This window comes from Olsenella sp. CU969 (assembly GCF_905219715.1).
GTDB lineage: Bacteria > Actinomycetota > Coriobacteriia > Coriobacteriales > Atopobiaceae > Granulimonas > Granulimonas faecalis.
The window spans coordinates 26,889-42,714 of the sequence record NZ_CAJMXC010000009.1 but is presented as its reverse complement, the minus strand read 5'-3'; the positions used below and the strand labels follow the sequence as shown (position 1 = coordinate 42,714).

13 protein-coding genes are annotated in these 15,826 nt (G+C 70.5%); 7 read left to right on the top strand and 6 right to left on the bottom strand.

All coding sequences use genetic code 11. The features are described from left to right. The first annotated feature begins 101 nt into the window (after positions 1-101). On the top strand, positions 102-419 hold the full coding sequence (locus tag JX283_RS02110) for a UxaA family hydrolase (protein WP_305082421.1): 318 nt from the start codon (positions 102-104) through the stop codon (positions 417-419). A 130-nt stretch (positions 420-549) separates the two neighbouring features. Here JX283_RS02110 and JX283_RS02105 read toward each other — a convergent pair whose 3' ends face one another. The 3 genes from JX283_RS02105 to JX283_RS02095 form a co-directional block, all read right to left on the bottom strand. After that, positions 550-1,242: an ABC-2 transporter permease gene (locus JX283_RS02105; protein ID WP_204829125.1), complete on the bottom strand. Its 693-nt coding sequence runs from the start codon at positions 1,240-1,242 to the stop codon at positions 550-552. A gap of 1 nt (position 1,243) precedes the next feature. Further along, the gene (locus JX283_RS02100) at positions 1,244-2,125 is read right to left on the bottom strand and encodes an ABC transporter ATP-binding protein (RefSeq protein WP_204829124.1); all 882 of its coding nucleotides are present in this window, start codon (positions 2,123-2,125) and stop codon (positions 1,244-1,246) included. 31 nt (positions 2,126-2,156) lie between these two features. Beyond that, positions 2,157-2,540, bottom strand: a complete 384-nt coding sequence (locus tag JX283_RS02095) for a GntR family transcriptional regulator (RefSeq protein WP_135978153.1) — start codon at positions 2,538-2,540, stop codon at positions 2,157-2,159. 172 nt (positions 2,541-2,712) lie between these two features. Here JX283_RS02095 and JX283_RS02090 point away from each other — a divergent pair, with 172 nt between their 5' ends. Continuing rightward, on the top strand, positions 2,713-3,177 hold the full coding sequence (locus tag JX283_RS02090) for a GNAT family N-acetyltransferase (RefSeq protein WP_135978152.1): 465 nt from the start codon (positions 2,713-2,715) through the stop codon (positions 3,175-3,177). Positions 3,178-3,261: 84 nt separating this feature from the next. On the opposite strand, the gene JX283_RS02085 is transcribed toward JX283_RS02090, so the two are convergent. After that, the gene (locus JX283_RS02085; protein ID WP_239652426.1) at positions 3,262-3,672 is read right to left on the bottom strand and encodes a YbaK/EbsC family protein; all 411 of its coding nucleotides are present in this window, start codon (positions 3,670-3,672) and stop codon (positions 3,262-3,264) included. Positions 3,673-3,892: 220 nt separating this feature from the next. Between JX283_RS02085 and JX283_RS02080 the strand changes: the two genes are divergently transcribed. After that, positions 3,893-6,013 (top strand): sodium:proton antiporter, encoded by a 2,121-nt coding sequence (locus JX283_RS02080; protein ID WP_204829122.1) that lies wholly within the window; start codon positions 3,893-3,895, stop codon positions 6,011-6,013. 338 nt (positions 6,014-6,351) lie between these two features. On the opposite strand, the gene JX283_RS02075 is transcribed toward JX283_RS02080, so the two are convergent. Next, entirely contained in the window at positions 6,352-7,797 is a 1,446-nt protein-coding gene (locus JX283_RS02075) for an MFS transporter (protein ID WP_204829121.1), read from the bottom strand. Positions 7,798-8,304: 507 nt separating this feature from the next. Here JX283_RS02075 and JX283_RS02070 point away from each other — a divergent pair. The 4 genes from JX283_RS02070 to JX283_RS02055 all read left to right on the top strand — a co-directional run bounded on the left by JX283_RS02070 (position 8,305) and on the right by JX283_RS02055 (position 11,761). After that, a complete protein-coding gene (locus JX283_RS02070; protein WP_204829120.1) occupies positions 8,305-8,811 on the top strand; it encodes an aldo/keto reductase in 507 nt (168 codons plus the stop codon). Beyond that, positions 8,711-9,232, top strand: coding sequence for an aldo/keto reductase (locus JX283_RS02065; protein WP_204829119.1), 522 nt, complete (start codon positions 8,711-8,713; stop codon positions 9,230-9,232). The genes JX283_RS02070 and JX283_RS02065 overlap by 101 nt, the downstream gene beginning before the upstream one ends. A gap of 244 nt (positions 9,233-9,476) precedes the next feature. Then, on the top strand, positions 9,477-10,097 hold the full coding sequence (locus tag JX283_RS02060) for a DedA family protein (RefSeq protein ID WP_204407156.1): 621 nt from the start codon (positions 9,477-9,479) through the stop codon (positions 10,095-10,097). A gap of 701 nt (positions 10,098-10,798) precedes the next feature. Further along, positions 10,799-11,761 (top strand): ABC transporter substrate-binding protein, encoded by a 963-nt coding sequence (locus JX283_RS02055; RefSeq protein WP_204829118.1) that lies wholly within the window; start codon positions 10,799-10,801, stop codon positions 11,759-11,761. Between the two features lie 212 nt (positions 11,762-11,973). Here JX283_RS02055 and JX283_RS02050 read toward each other — a convergent pair whose 3' ends face one another. After that, entirely contained in the window at positions 11,974-15,753 is a 3,780-nt protein-coding gene (locus JX283_RS02050; protein WP_204829117.1) for a phosphoribosylformylglycinamidine synthase, read from the bottom strand. Positions 15,754-15,826 lie beyond the last annotated feature (73 nt).

Genomic DNA, 15,826 nt, shown 5'->3' with positions numbered 1-15,826 from the left:
CCACTGCCCCTCCTCCGCACCCCCCCCTCCTCTGCACCTGAACGCGGCTGAGGGCGGGTCCCGACGCGCTCGCTGCCGGTGCGGCCCTCGCCGATGGGATCGTGGTGGGCCTCAAGTGCGGCGGTTCCGACGGCCTCTCGGGCATCACGGCCAACCCGGTCATCGGCCGCGTGAGCGACCGCGTGGCGGCCGAGGGCGGCACGTCGGTGCTCTGCGAGGTGCCCGAGATGTTCGGCGCCGAGGACTTCCTGCTCGGCCGCTGCGACAGCCGGGAGACCTTCGACGAGGCCCTGGCCGCGGCCAAGCCCGGCTGGGTGGACTTCGACGCCGTGCTGGCCTGCGCCAGCGGACGCAGGACCTCGGCGGAGCGCCGGGGTGCGGCGGAGGTCGCCATCTGGAAGGACGGGGTGACGCTGTAGGACCCGCTGTCCCACCACCCGGACACTTTTGTCCCAATGGTCGGGCACTTTTGTCCCAAACCGCCGCCGGCGCCCCCGGCCGCCCGTTGGACGAGCGGCCGGGGGCGCCGTGTGTCTCCCGTGTTTGGCGCTAGAACTGCCGCCTCTCGTAGATGGCGCACGACACNTGCGAGGANACGGCGTAGACGGCCAGCACCGCCACTGCCGCGAGGACGGCGAGGGGCGCCCCCTGGCCGCTGGCGGCCAGCCCTTCCAGCCACGCGTCCACGTGCGGCCCCCACTGGGCGAGCACGCCCACCTGCTCGAGGGTGGCCATGGCGAGGCAGAACGCCAGGATCACGACCGCCGGGGCCAAGCGCGACGCCTTGGTGGCGCCGTAGCGCAGGTAGACCGGCATAGAGAGCGACGCCAGGAGCAGGATGGCCAGGGCGGCGGCGGCAGAGGCCACGGAGGTGGTGNNGAGCAGCTCCCCGATGCCGGGCCCCTCCGTCGGGAGCACCGTCGCCACGGGGAGCCCCGTCTCGGCGAGCCAGGAGAGCGGCACCGCGAGCGCCACCGCCGCGAGGACCGAGACGGCGCACGAGACCAGCACGGTCAGGTACCTGCCGCGCACCACCTGGCTCCGCGTCACGGGCAGCGTGAGGCGGAAGCGCTCCCACCCGTTCTGCTCGTCGACGGTGAACAGGCTTGTCATGAAGAGGAGCGGGAAGAACCCCGCGATCGCCACGCTCCCGGTGAACAGCGCGATGAACACGCCGATGAGCGCGAGCTGTGCGAGGGGCTTTCTCATGGTGAGGATGTCCGAGATGATCACGGTTCGCATGTCACGCCTCCCTCTCGCCCTTGACGGCGAGCGTCATGTACTCCTCGATGGTGGCCCGGCCCACGGCGAGGNCCGGGCAGGCCGCGGCCAGGGCCCGGCNGTCGGGCGCCATCACCACGGTCTCGTAGGGGCGCCGCTCCCAGCGCAGCCCCTCGACGCCGGCCGCCCGCAGGCGCTCGAACTGCTCCGCCGTGCACCGCACGACGCCCGCGGTATCCGTGATGTCCTCCTTGGCCAGGTCGAACGCCACCCGGCCTCCGTCCAGGCACACGACCTCGTCGGCGGCCTTCTCGAGGTCGGTCGTGATGTGGGTGGCCATAAGGACGCCACGGCGCTCGTCTTGTGCCATGAAGGCTCGCAGGTCGTCGAGCACCTCGTCTCGGGCCATGGGGTCCAAGCCGGCGGTTGCCTCGTCGAGGATGAGCAGATCGGGGTCGTGCGCCAGGGCGAAAGCCAGCGAGAGACGCATGCCCATGCCGCGGGACAGCTCGCCAACCGACTTAGTGGGGCCAAGACCGTAGTCTTGGCAGAGGGAGCGAAACCGGTCGTCGTCCCACTCGGGGTAGGCGGCCTTTCCCACGCCTCCGACCGCTGAGACGCGCAGGGCGCGGGGCAGCGGGATCGTGTCGAACACCACTCCCACGCGGGCCTTGAGGTCGCGGGCAAGGGAGGGTGCCCAGGGCACGGGCTCGCCCAGCACCTCCACGCTGCCGCCGTTGGGGGTCACAAGGCCCAGCAGGCACTTGATGAGGGTGGACTTGCCGGCGCCGTTGGGCCCCACGAGGCCGCAGACGCAGCCGGGCTCCACCGTGAGGGACACGCCCTCGAGGGCGAAGTCTCGGTACGACTTGCAGAGGTCGGAGACCTGCACCAGGGGTTTCATGGCGGGTCGGGCTCCTTTCGGGCGGGAGGGGTCAGCCCTCCCGGACGTCTTGGATGAGAAGGTCGAGCATGGCCGGCAGCTCCGCGAGCGGCACACCGGTGGCGGCGGCCTCGTCCACGGCCCGGGCGAGCAGGTGCTCCACGCGGCGCAGGCGCCCCTCCTGGAGGAGCTCGGCGCTGCCGCCCGAGACGAAGCTGCCCTTGCCCTGCACCGTGTCGATGAAGCCGCGGTGCTCGAGCTCCGTGTAGGCGCGCTTGGTGGTGATGACGCTCACCCGCAAGTCGTTGGCCAGCGAGCGGATGGAGGGCAGGCGCTCCCCGGCGGCGAGCTCGCCGTTGAGGATGGCCCGCTCCAGCTGGGCCGCGATCTGCTCGTAGATGGGCAGGTCGCTGGAGTTCGAGAGGATGATGTCCAAATCGCTCCTCGGGTTGCCTTACTGTGTATACACGATATGTACAGTATGGGTACAGTGGGGAGCTGTCAAGGGGGATCTCAAAGGACGGCGCGGGCCGGTGGCGGGGAGCGGTGCCGAGGGCCATAATCCAAGGGACCGGGAGGCCCGGCAGGGGTCGGGAGGAGAGGGGGGCATGGAGGTACGCGACGCGGGGCGCCAGGACATAGGTGCCATGCTCGACCTGTTGGCGCAGGTGAACCGGGTGCACGCCGAGGGCAGGCCCGACCTGTTCCGCCTGGGCACCAAGTACGGAGCCGACGAGCTCGCCGCCATCCTGGAGGACGACGGCCGACCCGTCTTCGTGGCGGTGCTCGACGGGCGTGTGGCGGGCTACTGCCTCTGCGATGTGCGGACCGTGGAGGGCGACCCCATCCGCCGCGACGCCACCACGCTCTACATCGACGACCTCTGTGTGGACGAGGGCGTCCGCGGCCGTGGGGTGGGGCGCGCCCTCTACGGGCACGCGGTGGCGTGGGCCAGACAGCGGGGCTTTTTCAACGTGACGCTCAACGTGTGGGAGTGCAACCCCGGAGCCCGCGCCTTCTACGAGACCCTAGGCATGGCGCCGATGAAGACCTGCATGGAGCAGGTGCTGTAGGGCCTTTGGCTCGGCTCCCGGGGTGCGCCCTTCAGCCGCCCCCACCATCCGGGTCGACGCAGGACTCCAGGTGGCGAGGCCCCGCTACCACCCCTTGCAGACGTCCACCCACCGGGCGCCGTCGCAGGCCCTCTCGGGCTCCTCGCACGACAGGCGCACGGCGCTGGCGGCGTTGCCGGCGGCGGGGTACACGGTGTCGAACCGCCGCAGGCTCTCGTCGAGGTACACGTCGCAGCCGGGCTCCACGCCGAACGGGCACACGCCGCCCACGCCGTGGCCGATGCGCTCCTCGGCCTCGTCGCGGCCCAGCATCTTGGCCTTGGTGCGNAACTCCGCTTTGAACCGGGGGTTGGCGATGCGCGCGTCGCCGGCGCAGACCACGAGGGCCACCCGGTCGCCCACGGCGAACGACAGCGTCTTGGCGATGCGCGCCGGCTCGCACCCCACGGCCTCGGCCGCNAGCTCCACCGTGGCGCTCGANGTGTCGAACTCCATGNCCCGGTCCTCCNGCCCGGCCGCCGCCAGGGCCCTCCGTGCCCTCTCGATTCCCATGGCCCTCCTCTCGTCTACCCTCTCGGCCCACAAGCCTAGGGCAACCGCCGGCACCCGCCCCGAGGGTTCGTCAAACCGTGACAGAGCGGGCGGGGGAGCGGCTGTGCGAGACTGAAAGGGCCGCCTTCCAGACCAGACCGCCCCCCGATGGGAGGACCCGCCCGTGGCCCTGTTCCATATCGCCCTCGTGCTGCTCGTGTCGGTGCTCGTCTCCGCGGTGCTCGAGCAGTTCGTCCCCCGCGTCTCGCTGCCCCTCGTGCAGGTGGCCATCGGCCTGGCCATCTCGCTCCCGCTGGGGTCGGTGGCCCTCGTGCAGGTGGACCCCGAGCTCTTCCTCGTTCTCTTCATCGCCCCGCTGCTCTTCGACGAGAGCCGCCACGTGCCCCTCGCCTCCATGGCACGGCACTGGAGGCCCATCGCCTCGCTCTCCCTGGGGCTCGTCGTGGCCACGGCGCTCGCGGTGGGCGTCGCGCTCCACGCCGNGCTGCCCACCGTNCCCNTGGCCGCCGCCATCGCCCTCGGCGGCGCTGTGGCCCCCACCGACGCCGCGGCCGTCTACGCNCTCTCCCGCGACGTGGCAGTCACCAANNGCCAGGACGCCATCCTGNCGGCGGAGTCGCTCTTCAACGACGCNTCGGGCGTGGTCACGTTCCAGTTTGCCGTCGCAGCCGCGGTGACCGGGTCTTTCTCGGCGGCCGAGGTGTCGGTGGCCTTTGCGGTCACGTTCGCCGGCGGCCTGGCCGTGGGCGCCCTCATGGGCCTCGCCGGCGCGCTCGTGCTGCGGGCCCTTGGGTCCACCGGCCTCGAGAGCACGACGGCCCACGTGGCGTTCGAGGTGCTCACGCCGTTCCTCGTCTACCTCGTGGCCGGCGAGCTCGGCGTCTTCGGGATCCTCGCCGTGGTGGCGGCCGGCATCGTCATGGNCGCCATGCCNGAGCGCCGCNCGCCGGCCCGGGCCCGTATGCGCCTGGTCTCCTCCAACGTGTGGGAGTTCGTCGCCTTCATCATCAACGGCGTCGTCTTCGTGATCCTGGGCATGGAGCTGCCCCGCGCCCTCCTGCCGTCGTGGCGCTCGCCCGCCATCTCCAACGGCACGCTGCTTGCGAGCGCCGTCGCCGTCTGCCTCGTCGTGGTGGCCGTGCGCCTGGGNTGGACCCTGGCCATGGAGCTNGTGCGNGCCCGGTCCCTCTCGCGGTCCGGCGCCGCCTGCGCGGGCGCCGCCGAGAGGGGCGCGGCCACGGCGGGGGGAGCGCTCCGCTCGGCGGCCCTGCTCANCCTCGCCGGNCCCAAGGGCGCCATCACGCTCTCGGTCATCCTCACGCTGCCCTANCTCACGGCGGCCGGCGACCCCTTCCCCGAGCGAAACGTCCTCGTGTTCATCGCCTCGTTCGTCATCGTGGCCACGCTGCTGCTGGCCAACTTCGCCATGCCGCTCGTGGCGCCCTCGCCCGAGGACGCCGACGGNGAGGCGCGTGCCCTCGACGAGGCCCGCCTGGCCGTGCTGGAGCCCGTGGTGCGCGAGCTGTCGCGCCGCCCGCGGGACACCGCCGCCTCCCGGGCCGCGCGCCGCTTNGTGCTCTCGGGGTACGGCGACCGAATCGCCCGCGCCCGCAACCGCACGGTCGACCCGCACGCCCTCGTGTGCCTGCGCCTGGAGACCCTCGACCGCCAACGCGCCGCCGTGGCCGCACTGGCCGGGGACCCGGCCCTGAGCCCGGCGGCCGTGGAGCGCTACGACGCGCAGCTCTCCGAGCTCTTCTCCATGGTGGCGCGCCTGGGCCGCGGCGACCCCTCGGCCACCCGGGTGCGCCGGCGCCGGCCCTCGGCCCTCCGCGCCCTCGCGCGCTCCCTGGCCGACGAGGTCCGCGGCCGCGGGTCGGACGGCGCCTTCGAGCGCACGCTGCCGGTGCTGGCCCGCGCCTCCCAGGAGGCCGCCATCGGGTACCTCAGCGAGGCGGCACGCGANCCGTCCCCGGAGCGCTCCCTGGCAGCGCNGCTGCTGCTCTCGGACCACTGGGCCGTGTANAACGCGCTNGTGGAGGGGCCCGGCNCCGGCGCGTCCCCAGTGCCGCCGGGTCCCCGGCCGCGCCGCGACCTGGAACACCTGGCCGCCGAGCAGGGCGCCTCTCTCGCGGAGGCCCGGCACCTGGCGCGGGCCATGACGGCCGAGGGGCTCAGGCTCGAGCTGGACCGCATCGACGGGCTTGTGGCCTCGGGCGACCTCTCCCACGGCCAGGCGGCCGAGCTCACCGAGGAGGTCCACGTGCTGCAGCTGGGCCTCTAGGCCCGGCCCCTGTCCCACCACCCGGACACTTTTGTCCCAATGGTCGGGCACTTCTGTCCCACTTTTGCTCGTCGGCCGGGTGCCCGGGGCGTCACGCCCCCGACGGGGCGCCATGTCATGCCGAAGGTCCTTTTGGCATGGTTTTTCCTGCCGAGAGGCCCCAGAACCCATGCCAAGGCCCCCTGCGGCATGGGTTTTTCGGAAGCGGCTGCCCAAAACCCATGCCGGAGCCCTCATCGGCATGGCTGGNAACCATAAGGAAAGAAATAGGAGAAGTGACAGATGGGCCAGGCACCGCTGTCACGCCCCGCAGCTGGGCCCGGCCCCGCCGTGCGCCGCTACTTCCCCGCTGCCCCGTGGTCGATCGTCGTGGCCAACGGCTTCTGCCTGATGAACAGGGCCAGCACCAGGCCGGCCAGGCACAGCGGCACGAAGTACGCGAACAGCGGCACGAGCGCCTCGGAGTAGCCCTGGGCCACCGCGGCCTGCACCGGGCCGGATAACCCGTCCACGAACGACGGCGTGATCGAGGAGAGCGAGACGTTGTCGGCGGGCGGGAGCCTGTCGGCCACGTCCGCCACCAGGCGCGCGGTGAACAGCNACCCCACGAGCGAGGCGCCCACGGTGGAGCCCACCTGCCTGAACAGGCTGTTGGCGGCCGTGGCGGTGCCCACCATGGAGTGCGGGAACTCGTTCTGCACGATCAGCGTGAGGATCTGCAGTCCCAGGCCGAAGCCGCNGCCCACGGTGAGCAGTATCGCCACCGTCTGCCACACGGGGGTGCCCGGCGCCATGGTGGCCATCAGGCCGAACCCTGCGGCACACACGGCGCACANGGCCACGGGCATCCAGCGGTACCGACCGGTCTTGGAGGCCAGCATGCCGGTGGAGGTGGAGGCCACGAGNCTGCCGACGGACATGGGCACGCACATGAGGCCGGCCGCCTCGGGCGACATGCGGTCGANNATCTGGAAGTACGGGGGCAGGTACGACACGGCGCCCATGAGGCCGATGTTGATGAGGAAGCCNNCGGCCGAGGTGAGCACGAAGTTGCGGTCGCGGAACAGCCCCAGGGGCATGACCGGGCTCGCGGCCCGGCGTTCGGCTGCCACGAGGCAGCCCGCCGATGCCACGGCCATGCAGAGGAGTCCCACCACCTGCCAGCTGTCCCAGGCAAAACGGTTGCCGCCCCACGACAGGGCCAGCACCAGGCTGCAGACGGCGGCCGCCAGTGAGACCATGCCGGCGTAGTCGGGGTGCGTCTTCCGGTCGGCCGCATCGCGGGGGAGGAACCTCCAAAGACCGGCCAGCGCCGCGAGGGCAAGCGGGACGGTGAACCAGAAGNTNCAGCGCCAACCGGTGACCTCCACGAACCACCCGCCCAGGAGCGGTCCCACCACACGGCACGCCGTGAACGTGGACCCCATGACGCCCATGAAGGTGCCGAGGCGCCGCGGCGGGATGATGTCGGCCAGGGAGGCCTGGGACAGGATGATGAGGCCGCCCCCGCCCAGGCCCGAGACGAGCCGGCCCACGATGAGGAACCCCATGTTGGGCGTGAGCCCGCACACGGCCTTGCCCGCGGCGTAGAGGGCGAGGCATCCCATGAGGAGCCGCTTGCGCCCCACGACGTCGCCCAGCTTGCCGTAGATGGGCATGGTCACGGTGGTGGCCAGGATGTAGGTGGTGGTCACCCACTGNATNGCNTCCACGCCGCCGAGGTCGCCCACGATGGTGGGCAGCGCCGTGGCGGCGATGGTCTCGGAGAGCGAGCTCACGGCCATGGCCAGAAGCAGGGTTCCAAAGACGAGCGAGAGCCTTTTGCCCTGCAGCCCTCCCTGTGCACGCGCTGGGTCTGGGGTTGTGGCGGGGCTGCTCTTCACGGTGCTCCCTTCGGTGGTCGTGTGCCCCTTACCCATAGGGGCGCTCCCCGCGTTTCAGGGATGGTTNCGGCGAATGGCGCACACCGTGCTCATTATCAGTTTATCAATTTTATAGGAGTATGCAAGATGTGCCAAAAAACACAGCCATTAGTGCATTATTTCTTGGCTATTGCTGGTACTACGACGAGCTTCTGGCCGGTGCCGACGAGGCCGCCCTTCGGTCCCTCGGCGAGGAGGCCGTGCCCGAGGAACACCGTGCCGGGTGGCGCCGCATCCACGAGGAGATGGCGGCCGGCGGCCNGGACGACGGTTGAGCCGTCGCACGCGCGAGAAAAGGGAAGGAATGCCATGGAGTACGCCAAACTCGGATGGAGCGGCATCGAGGTCTCGAAGGTCCGCCTNGGCGNCATGAGCTTCGGCGAGCCGAGCCCCCGGTTCCACCGGTGGACCCTCGGCCCCGGCGACACTCGCTCCGTGGTGGCCAGGGTCTTGGACGATGGCATCAACTTCATCGACACCGCCAACTGTCACTCCTCCGGCACGTCCGAGGAGCACATCGGCCGCGCCCTACGCGACCTCGGCGTCGACCGCTCCCGGGTGGTGCTTGCGTCCAAGGTCTACTTCAACGAGGGCAACCTCTCGGCGGCGGCCATCGAGCGCGAGGTCGACGGGACGCTCTCGCGCCTGGGCACCGACTACCTGGACCTCTACATCATCCATCGCTACGACTACGGCACCGACCCCGAGGAGACCATGGGGGCGCTCGACGCCCTGGTCCGCTCCGGCAAGGTGCGGGCCCTGGGGGGCGAGCGAGATGTACGCCTACCAGCTCCAGAACCTGCAGCACGTGGCCGACGCCCACGGCTGGACCCGCTTCGCCTCCATGCAGTGCCACTACAACCTGCTCTACCGTGAGGACGAGCGCGAGCTCATCCCCGTGTGCNGGCAGCACGNCATGGCGCTCACGCCCTACAGCCCGCTGGCGTCCGGCCACCTGACGCGCCCCACCTGGGACACCCGCTCCGTGCGCAGCGAGACCGACGCCACCATGCGCGGCAAGTACGACGCCGCCAAGGCCCGGGACCTGCCCATCGTGGAGCGGGTGGCCGAGGTGGCTGCCGAGCACGGCGTCCCCATGGCCCAGGTGGCCCTGGCGTGGCTGTGGGCCCGCGGCGTGGAGAGCCCCATCGTGGGCTGCTCCAGGCCCTCGCGGGTGGACGACGCCTGTGCCACCCTCGCCCTCGAGCTCACGGCCGACGACATGGAGCGGCTCGAGGGGCCCTACACCGCCCACGAGCTCGTGGGGCCGTTCGCCCATCCCCTTGGAACCCGATGAGAGGAACACCCATGGGCAAGTCACTCGTCGCCTTCTTCAGCTACGGCGGCCGCACCGCCGCCGTAGCCCGCCGCGTGGCCCAGGCCCGCTAGACGCCGGGGGGGGGTCCGGGGGTCCGCCGTTTTCATCCATGTGGTGGGACGTGAGACAGATTGTGTTCAGGCTGTAAGGCGGTCCCTGCNGGGGTAGGANGGGTGGCCACCGTCTACGGGCCGCCGCGCCCACCTTATAAGGAGAGCAGCCCATGGAGGCGTTCATCGACCAGTTCGGCTACCTGGCCGTCGGTGCCCTCATCCTCATCGAGAACGTGTTCCCGCCCATCCCGAGCGAGGTCATCCTGCCGCTGTCCGGCTTTCTCACCACCACAAGCCACCTCACCCTCCCCGGTGCGATCGTGGCCGCCACGGCGGGCTCGGTGCTCGGCGCGTTCATCCTCTACGGCATCGGCCGCGTCATCAGCCGCGAGCGTCTCGTGGCGTTCTTCGAGACGAGACCCATGCGCCTGCTCGGGTTCACCGGGGCCGACGTCGAGCGCGTCGTGGGGTGGTTCGAGACCCGTGGGCAGCTCTCCGTCCTGCTCTGTCGCTGCGTGCCCGGCGTGCGCAGCCTCATCTCCATCCCGGCCGGCACCGCCCGCATGGGCGTTGGACGCTTCACGCTCTACACGCTGGCGGGGTCCCTCCTGTGGAACACCGTGCTCTGCGGCCTGGGTGCGGCGGCGGGCGACGCCTGGCACAATGTGGCCGGCTCCGTGGCCTGGGCCTCCGACGTGCTCAAGCTGGCCGTCGTGGCCCTGCTCGTGGCGGGCGCCTGCTGGTGGGTCGTGCGCCGGGCGGTCCCCGCGTGGCGTGAGGACCGCGCCTAGCGGGGCTTTCCCACCCCTCCTCGTCGCACCCCCCTCCGCGCACCTCCCCGCCGCACCTGAACACGGATAGGGGCGACCCTCTCGGCACCTGAACGCGGTTGGGGGCTGATTCTGTGCACCTGAACGCATCCGAGGGCGACTTTCGGCGTAGAACGGCGCCGAAGGTCGCCCTCATTCACGTTCAGGTGCGGAGTGTCCGTTGGTTTGTATATTCATGACGTTATATTATCGTAAGATTAACGACTCCTATCCCAGGGTACGACGCCAGAAGTGTAGGCACCCTTCGAACCTTGGGAGCATGTATGAAGACGACTCATGGGATCACCCGCCGCGCGTTCGTCGGCGGCACCGCGCTGGCCGCCGCCCTCGGCCTGGCCGCCTGCAAGTCGGAGGGGGCGTCCGACGGCGGCTCCAGCTCCGACGGCCAGTCCGACGGCACGCTCTCGCTCTCGGTGGTGGGCCTCTCGTGCATCGACCCCTACAACGTGCAGNACGACACNGACATCTCCGTGTGCCNTCAGGTCTTCGACCCGCTCATGACCTATGACTTCAAGAAGGACGAGGTCGTGCCCTGTGCCGCCGAGTCCGTCTCGGCCAACGGCGACGGCACCGTCTTCACCTTCAGGATCCGCCAGGGCGCCACGTTCCACNACGGNNCNAANGTCGACGCCGCCGCCTTCCAGCGCGGCTGAAACCGCCTCGTGAACCCCAAGACCATGGACAGCCCCAGCGCCGTGGCCGGCGCGCTCGCNGCGGTCAAGGGCTACCAGGATGTTCTCGACGGCAAGGCCGACTCCCTCTCCGGCGTCTCATGCCCCGACGAGTACACCTTCCAGGTGACCCTCGACGAGCCGTTCTTCGAGTTCCCGATGATGTGCACCCTCATGCAGGCCGCGCCGGTGCCCCAGGCGGCCCTCGACGACCNGAGCACGTTCTTCCACTCGCCTATCGGCAACGGCGCCTATAATATCGACGGCGACTGGGTGGACGGCCAGTACGTCAACCTCGCCGCCTACGACGGCTACACCGGCGAGGAGAGGCCCAAGGTGGGCAGGCTCCACATCATGATCCAGAAGGACGTCTCCACGGGCTACCGCGAGTTCCAAGGCGGCAACGTTGACTACTGCGACGTCCCCACGGCCGAGATCTCCAACATCGAGAAGGAGTACGGCCTCTCCGAGGACGGCTACACCATCACCCCGGGCCACCAGCTCCTCATGGGCACCATGCCCGCCGTGTCGTACCTGGTGTTCAACCTCAAGGANCCGGCGCTNCAGGACGCGCACCTGCGCCAGGCCATCAACCGCGACGACATCGTGAACACGGTGCTCCAGGGCTCCGCCGCCGTGGCCGACAACCTCGTGCCGCCGGCGTGCNGGGGCTACAGGCAGGGCCAGTGGGCCTACGCGCGGTACGACCCCGACAAGGCCAAGGAGCTCGTGNCCCAGTACTACCCGGATGGNANGCCCGAGCTGTCGTTCCTCTACAACGCCGACGGCGGCNACGCCGACACGGTCCAGGCCAACGCCGTCGTGGCCGAGGATGTGCCCTACGCGCCGCTGACCTTCTCGACCCTGCGGAAGCTCGGCTCCAAGCGCATCAAGGAGGCCTACGTGGCGCCCAACCGGGCCCAGAGCGACGCCTCCTGGGAGCTCGCGGAGTAGCACCCCGTCACGCAGTGCCGTCCGTGTGACAGAGGTGCCTGGCCCATCTGTCACTTCGCATGTTGCGTGACTTATGACGGCCCCCTCCCGCGACACCATGCGGGAGGGGGCCGTCGTCCAGGCCGTGCGACACCGAGAGTCCCGGGTGGTGGGACAAAAGTGCCCGACCATTGGGACAAAAGTGTCCGGGTGGTGGGACAGGGGGGCGCCCCCTACGCGAAGTAGGCCACGCCGCCTTCGATGAGCGGCTGGAACAGGTTGCCGCCCACGTTCTTGTACAGCCCGCTGCCGGAGCGCTCCGTGTGGCCCATCTTGCCCATCACGCGGCCGTCGGGGCTGCAGATGCCCTCGATGGCCAGGAGCGAGCCGTTGGGGTTCACCGAGAGGTCCATGGACGGCCGCCCGTTGTCGTCCACGTACTGAGTGCACACCTGACCGCTCTCCACCATGGAGGCGAGCACGGCGTCGGGCGCCACAAAGCGGCCCTCGCCGTGGCTGACGGCCACCGTGTGCACGTCTCCCACCTCGCACTTCGAGAGCCACGGCGACAGGTCGGAGCACACGCGCGTGCGCACAAGGCGGCTCTGGTGCCGGCCGATGCCGTTGAACGTGAGGGTGGGGCAGTCCTTGTCCATGGGCCGGATGTCGCCAAAGGGCACGAGGCCCAGCTTCACCAAAGCCTGGAAGCCGTTGCAGATGCCCAGCATGAGGCCGTCGCGGTCCTGCAGCAGGCGCCGCACGGCCTCGGTGACCGCCGGCGAGCGGAAGAATGCCGTGATGAACTTGGCGGAGCCGTCGGGCTCGTCGCCGCCGGAGAAGCNGCCGGGGATCATGACGATCTGGCTGCGGTCGATGGCGTCGGCCAGGGCGGCGCAGCTTTCGGCCACGGCGTCCGGCGTCAGGTTGTTGACCACGAGGGTCTCGGCCACGGCGCCGGCGCGTCTGAAGGCCCGCGCGCTGTCAAACTCGCAGTTGTTGCCCGGGAACACCGGAATGACCACCCGGGGCCTGCCGGCGTCGGTGCCGAGGAGCGACGGCCCGTGGTAGGTGGCGCCCACGCCGCCGGTCCAGCTCACCTGTGGCACCTCGGGCAGGCCGGCGGCCTCCTCGGGTGCCGTGCGGTAGGGGAACACGCCCTCCAGCGGACGCTCCCAGGCCTCCTGCACGGCCGCCAGGTCCACGCACTCGTCGCCGGCGCGCNGCACGTACTCGTCCAGCGTCGTGCCGAGCAGGCCCACGGCAAGGCNGTCGGGGGCGTCCGGTACCTCGGCACCGTCGGCCAGCTCCACGATGAAGGAGCCGTAGGCGGGCGAGAAGAGCGCTTCTGCGCCGTGGCTCGCCACAAAGGTGGGATCGAGCTCGATGCCCAGGCCGTTGCCCAGGCTCATCTTGAACAGGGTCTCGGCCGTGGCGCCGTAGCCGGGCGTGGCCACGGAGAGCGCGGCCCCGCTTCCCACGAGCTTTTCCACAAGGGCCATGGCGCACTTCTCGGCGCCGGCCTCGGGCACGAGGGGGGCGTCGTCGCGGTAGCGCGGCACGATGCCCAGCAGCCGGTGGCCGGCCCCCTTGAACTCGGGGGAGGTCACGCGGTCCACGGGACCCACGGCCGTGGCAAACGACACCAGGGTGGGGGGCACGTCCAGCTCGTCAAAGGAGCCGCTCATGGAGTCCTTGCCGCCGATGGCGCCCACCCCGAGGTCCAACTGGGCGTCCAGGGCGCCGAGCACCGAGGCCACGGGCTTGCCCCAGCGGGCGGGTTCGTCGCGCAGGCGCTCGAAGTACTCCTGGAACGTGAGGTAGGAGCCCTCGCGGCGGAAGCCGGCCGCTACAAGGCGCGCCACGCTCTCCACCACGGCCAGGTAGGCGCCGGAATACTGGTCGGCCGCAGAGAGGTAGGGGTTGAAGCCCCAGGCCATGCCCGAGCACGTGGTGGTCTCGCCGTCCACGGGCATCTTTGCCACCATGGCGCTCGGCGGCGTGAGCTGGCGCGAGCCGCCGTGGGGCATCAAAACGGTGGCGGCGCCGATGGTGGAGTCAAACCGCTCGGAGAGGCCCTTGTTGGAGGCCACGTTGAGGTCGGAGACAACGGCCGTCAGACGCTCGGCCAAAGGCAGCGCGTCGTCTGCCNAGGCCGCCGGCACNTCCCACGCCTCGGGCGCTTCCACCAGCGCGTTCTGATGCTTGGGCNCGCCGTTGGAGGCGAGGAACTCGCGCGAGAGGTCCACCACGGTGTCGCCGCGCCAGGCCATGGTGACCCGCGGCTCGGCCGTCACGGTGGCGATGGGCGTGGCCTCGAGGTTCTCGCCGCGGGCCAGCTCGATGAAGGCGTCCACGTCCTCGGGCGCCAGGGCCACGGCCATGCGCTCCTGGCTCTCGGAGATGGCGAGCTCGGTGCCGTCCAACCCCTCGTACTTCTTGGGCACGGCGTCGAGGTCGATGGCCAGGCCGTCGGCGAGCTCGCCCACGGCCACCGACACGCCGCCGGCGCCGAAGTCGTTGCAGCGCTTGATCATCCGGCAGGCCTCGGCGTTGCGGAACAGGCGCTGGAGCTTGCGCTCCACGGGGGCGTTGCCCTTCTGCACCTCGGCGCCGCAGGTCTCGATGGAGGTGGCGGTGTGCGACTTCGACGAGCCCGTGGCCCCGCCGATGCCGTCGCGGCCCGTGCGGCNGCCGAGCAGNANCACCACGTCGCCNGGGGCGGGCNCCTCGCGGCGCACGTTGGCGGNCGGTGCGGCGCCCACCACGGCGCCGATCTCCATGCGCTTGGCGGCGTAGCCGGGGTGGTAGAGCTCGGCCACCTGGCCGGTGGCCAGGCCGATCTGGTTGCCGTAGGAGGAGTAGCCCCCCGCCGCGGTGGTCACGAGCTTGCGCTGGGGGAGCTTGCCGGGCAGGGTGTCCGCCACAGGCACCGTGGGGTCGGCCGCGCCGGTGACGCGCATGGCCTGGTAGACGTAGGAGCGCCCGGAGAGCGGGTCGCGGATGGCGCCGCCGATGCAGGTGGCCGCGCCGCCGAAGGGCTCGATCTCGGTGGGGTGGTTGTGGGTCTCGTTCTTGAAGAGGTAGAGCCAGNCCTGCTCCTCGCCGTCCACGTCCACCCTCACCTTGACGGTGCAGGCGTTGATCTCGTCGGATTCGTCGAGACCCGTGAGCACGCCCTGCGCCTTGAGGGCGCGGGCGCCGATGGTGCCCATGTCCATGAGGCAGACGGGCTTGGCGTCGCGGCCCAGGCTGTGGCGGCACTTCAGGTAGCGGTCGAACGCCCTCTGCACACGGCTGTCCTCGATGGTCACGGAGTCNAGCTCGGTGCCGAAGGTGGTGTGGCGGCAGTGGTCGGACCAGTAGGTGTCGATGACCCGGATCTCGGNGATGGTGNGGTCGCGCCTCTCGCCCGAGAAATACTCGCGGCAGAAGCGCGCGTCGTCTGCGTCCATGGCCAGGCCGCGCTCGGCGATAAACTCTGCCAGCTGTGCGTCGTCCCAGGTGCGAAAGCCGTCAAGAACCTCCACGTCTTTTGGGGCCGGGAAGTCCTGGGCCAGCGTGCCAGGCTTGTCCAACCCGGCAAGGCGCGCCTCCACGGGGTTCACCACGTAGGCCTTCACGCGCTCCACGTCCTCGGGCGAGAGCTCCCCTTCGAGCGCGTACACGGTGGNCGAGCGCACGAGCGGCCGCTCTTTCTGGCTGATGAGCTGCACGCACTCGCTGGCCGACTCCGCCCGCTGGTCGAACTGGCCGGGCAGGTACTCCACGGCAAACACAGCGGCCCCGCCCGAGGGGGGCAGCTTGTCTGTGACATTGTCCGATTGCGGCTCCGAAAAGACCGTGGGCACGCAGGCGGCGAACGTCGCCTCGTCCACGCCCTCCACGTCGTAGCGGTTGAACAGGCGCAGGCCGGTGAGGCCCGCTATGCCCACGATGTCGCGCAGCTCTTGGGCAAGGGACTGCGCCTCGATGTCGAACCCGGGCTTTTTCTCTACGTAGATCCTTGAAACCATAGGTCTGAAGGCCTCTCTCTGTGCGTCCGGTCTGCACAGACCATGATAGCGTNGCCGACTNGGCGCTGCGCCC

What these genes read in the sequence shown, in the direction of transcription:
- JX283_RS02090 (WP_135978152.1), top strand. Translation starts at nt 2,713, where the DNA reads ATGGAGGTACGCGACGCGGGGCGCCAGGACATAGGTGCCATGCTCGAC.
- JX283_RS02070 (WP_204829120.1), top strand. Translation starts at nt 8,305, where the DNA reads ATGAGCTTCGGCGAGCCGAGCCCCCGGTTCCACCGGTGGACCCTCGGC.
- JX283_RS02060 (WP_204407156.1), top strand. Translation starts at nt 9,477, where the DNA reads ATGGAGGCGTTCATCGACCAGTTCGGCTACCTGGCCGTCGGTGCCCTC.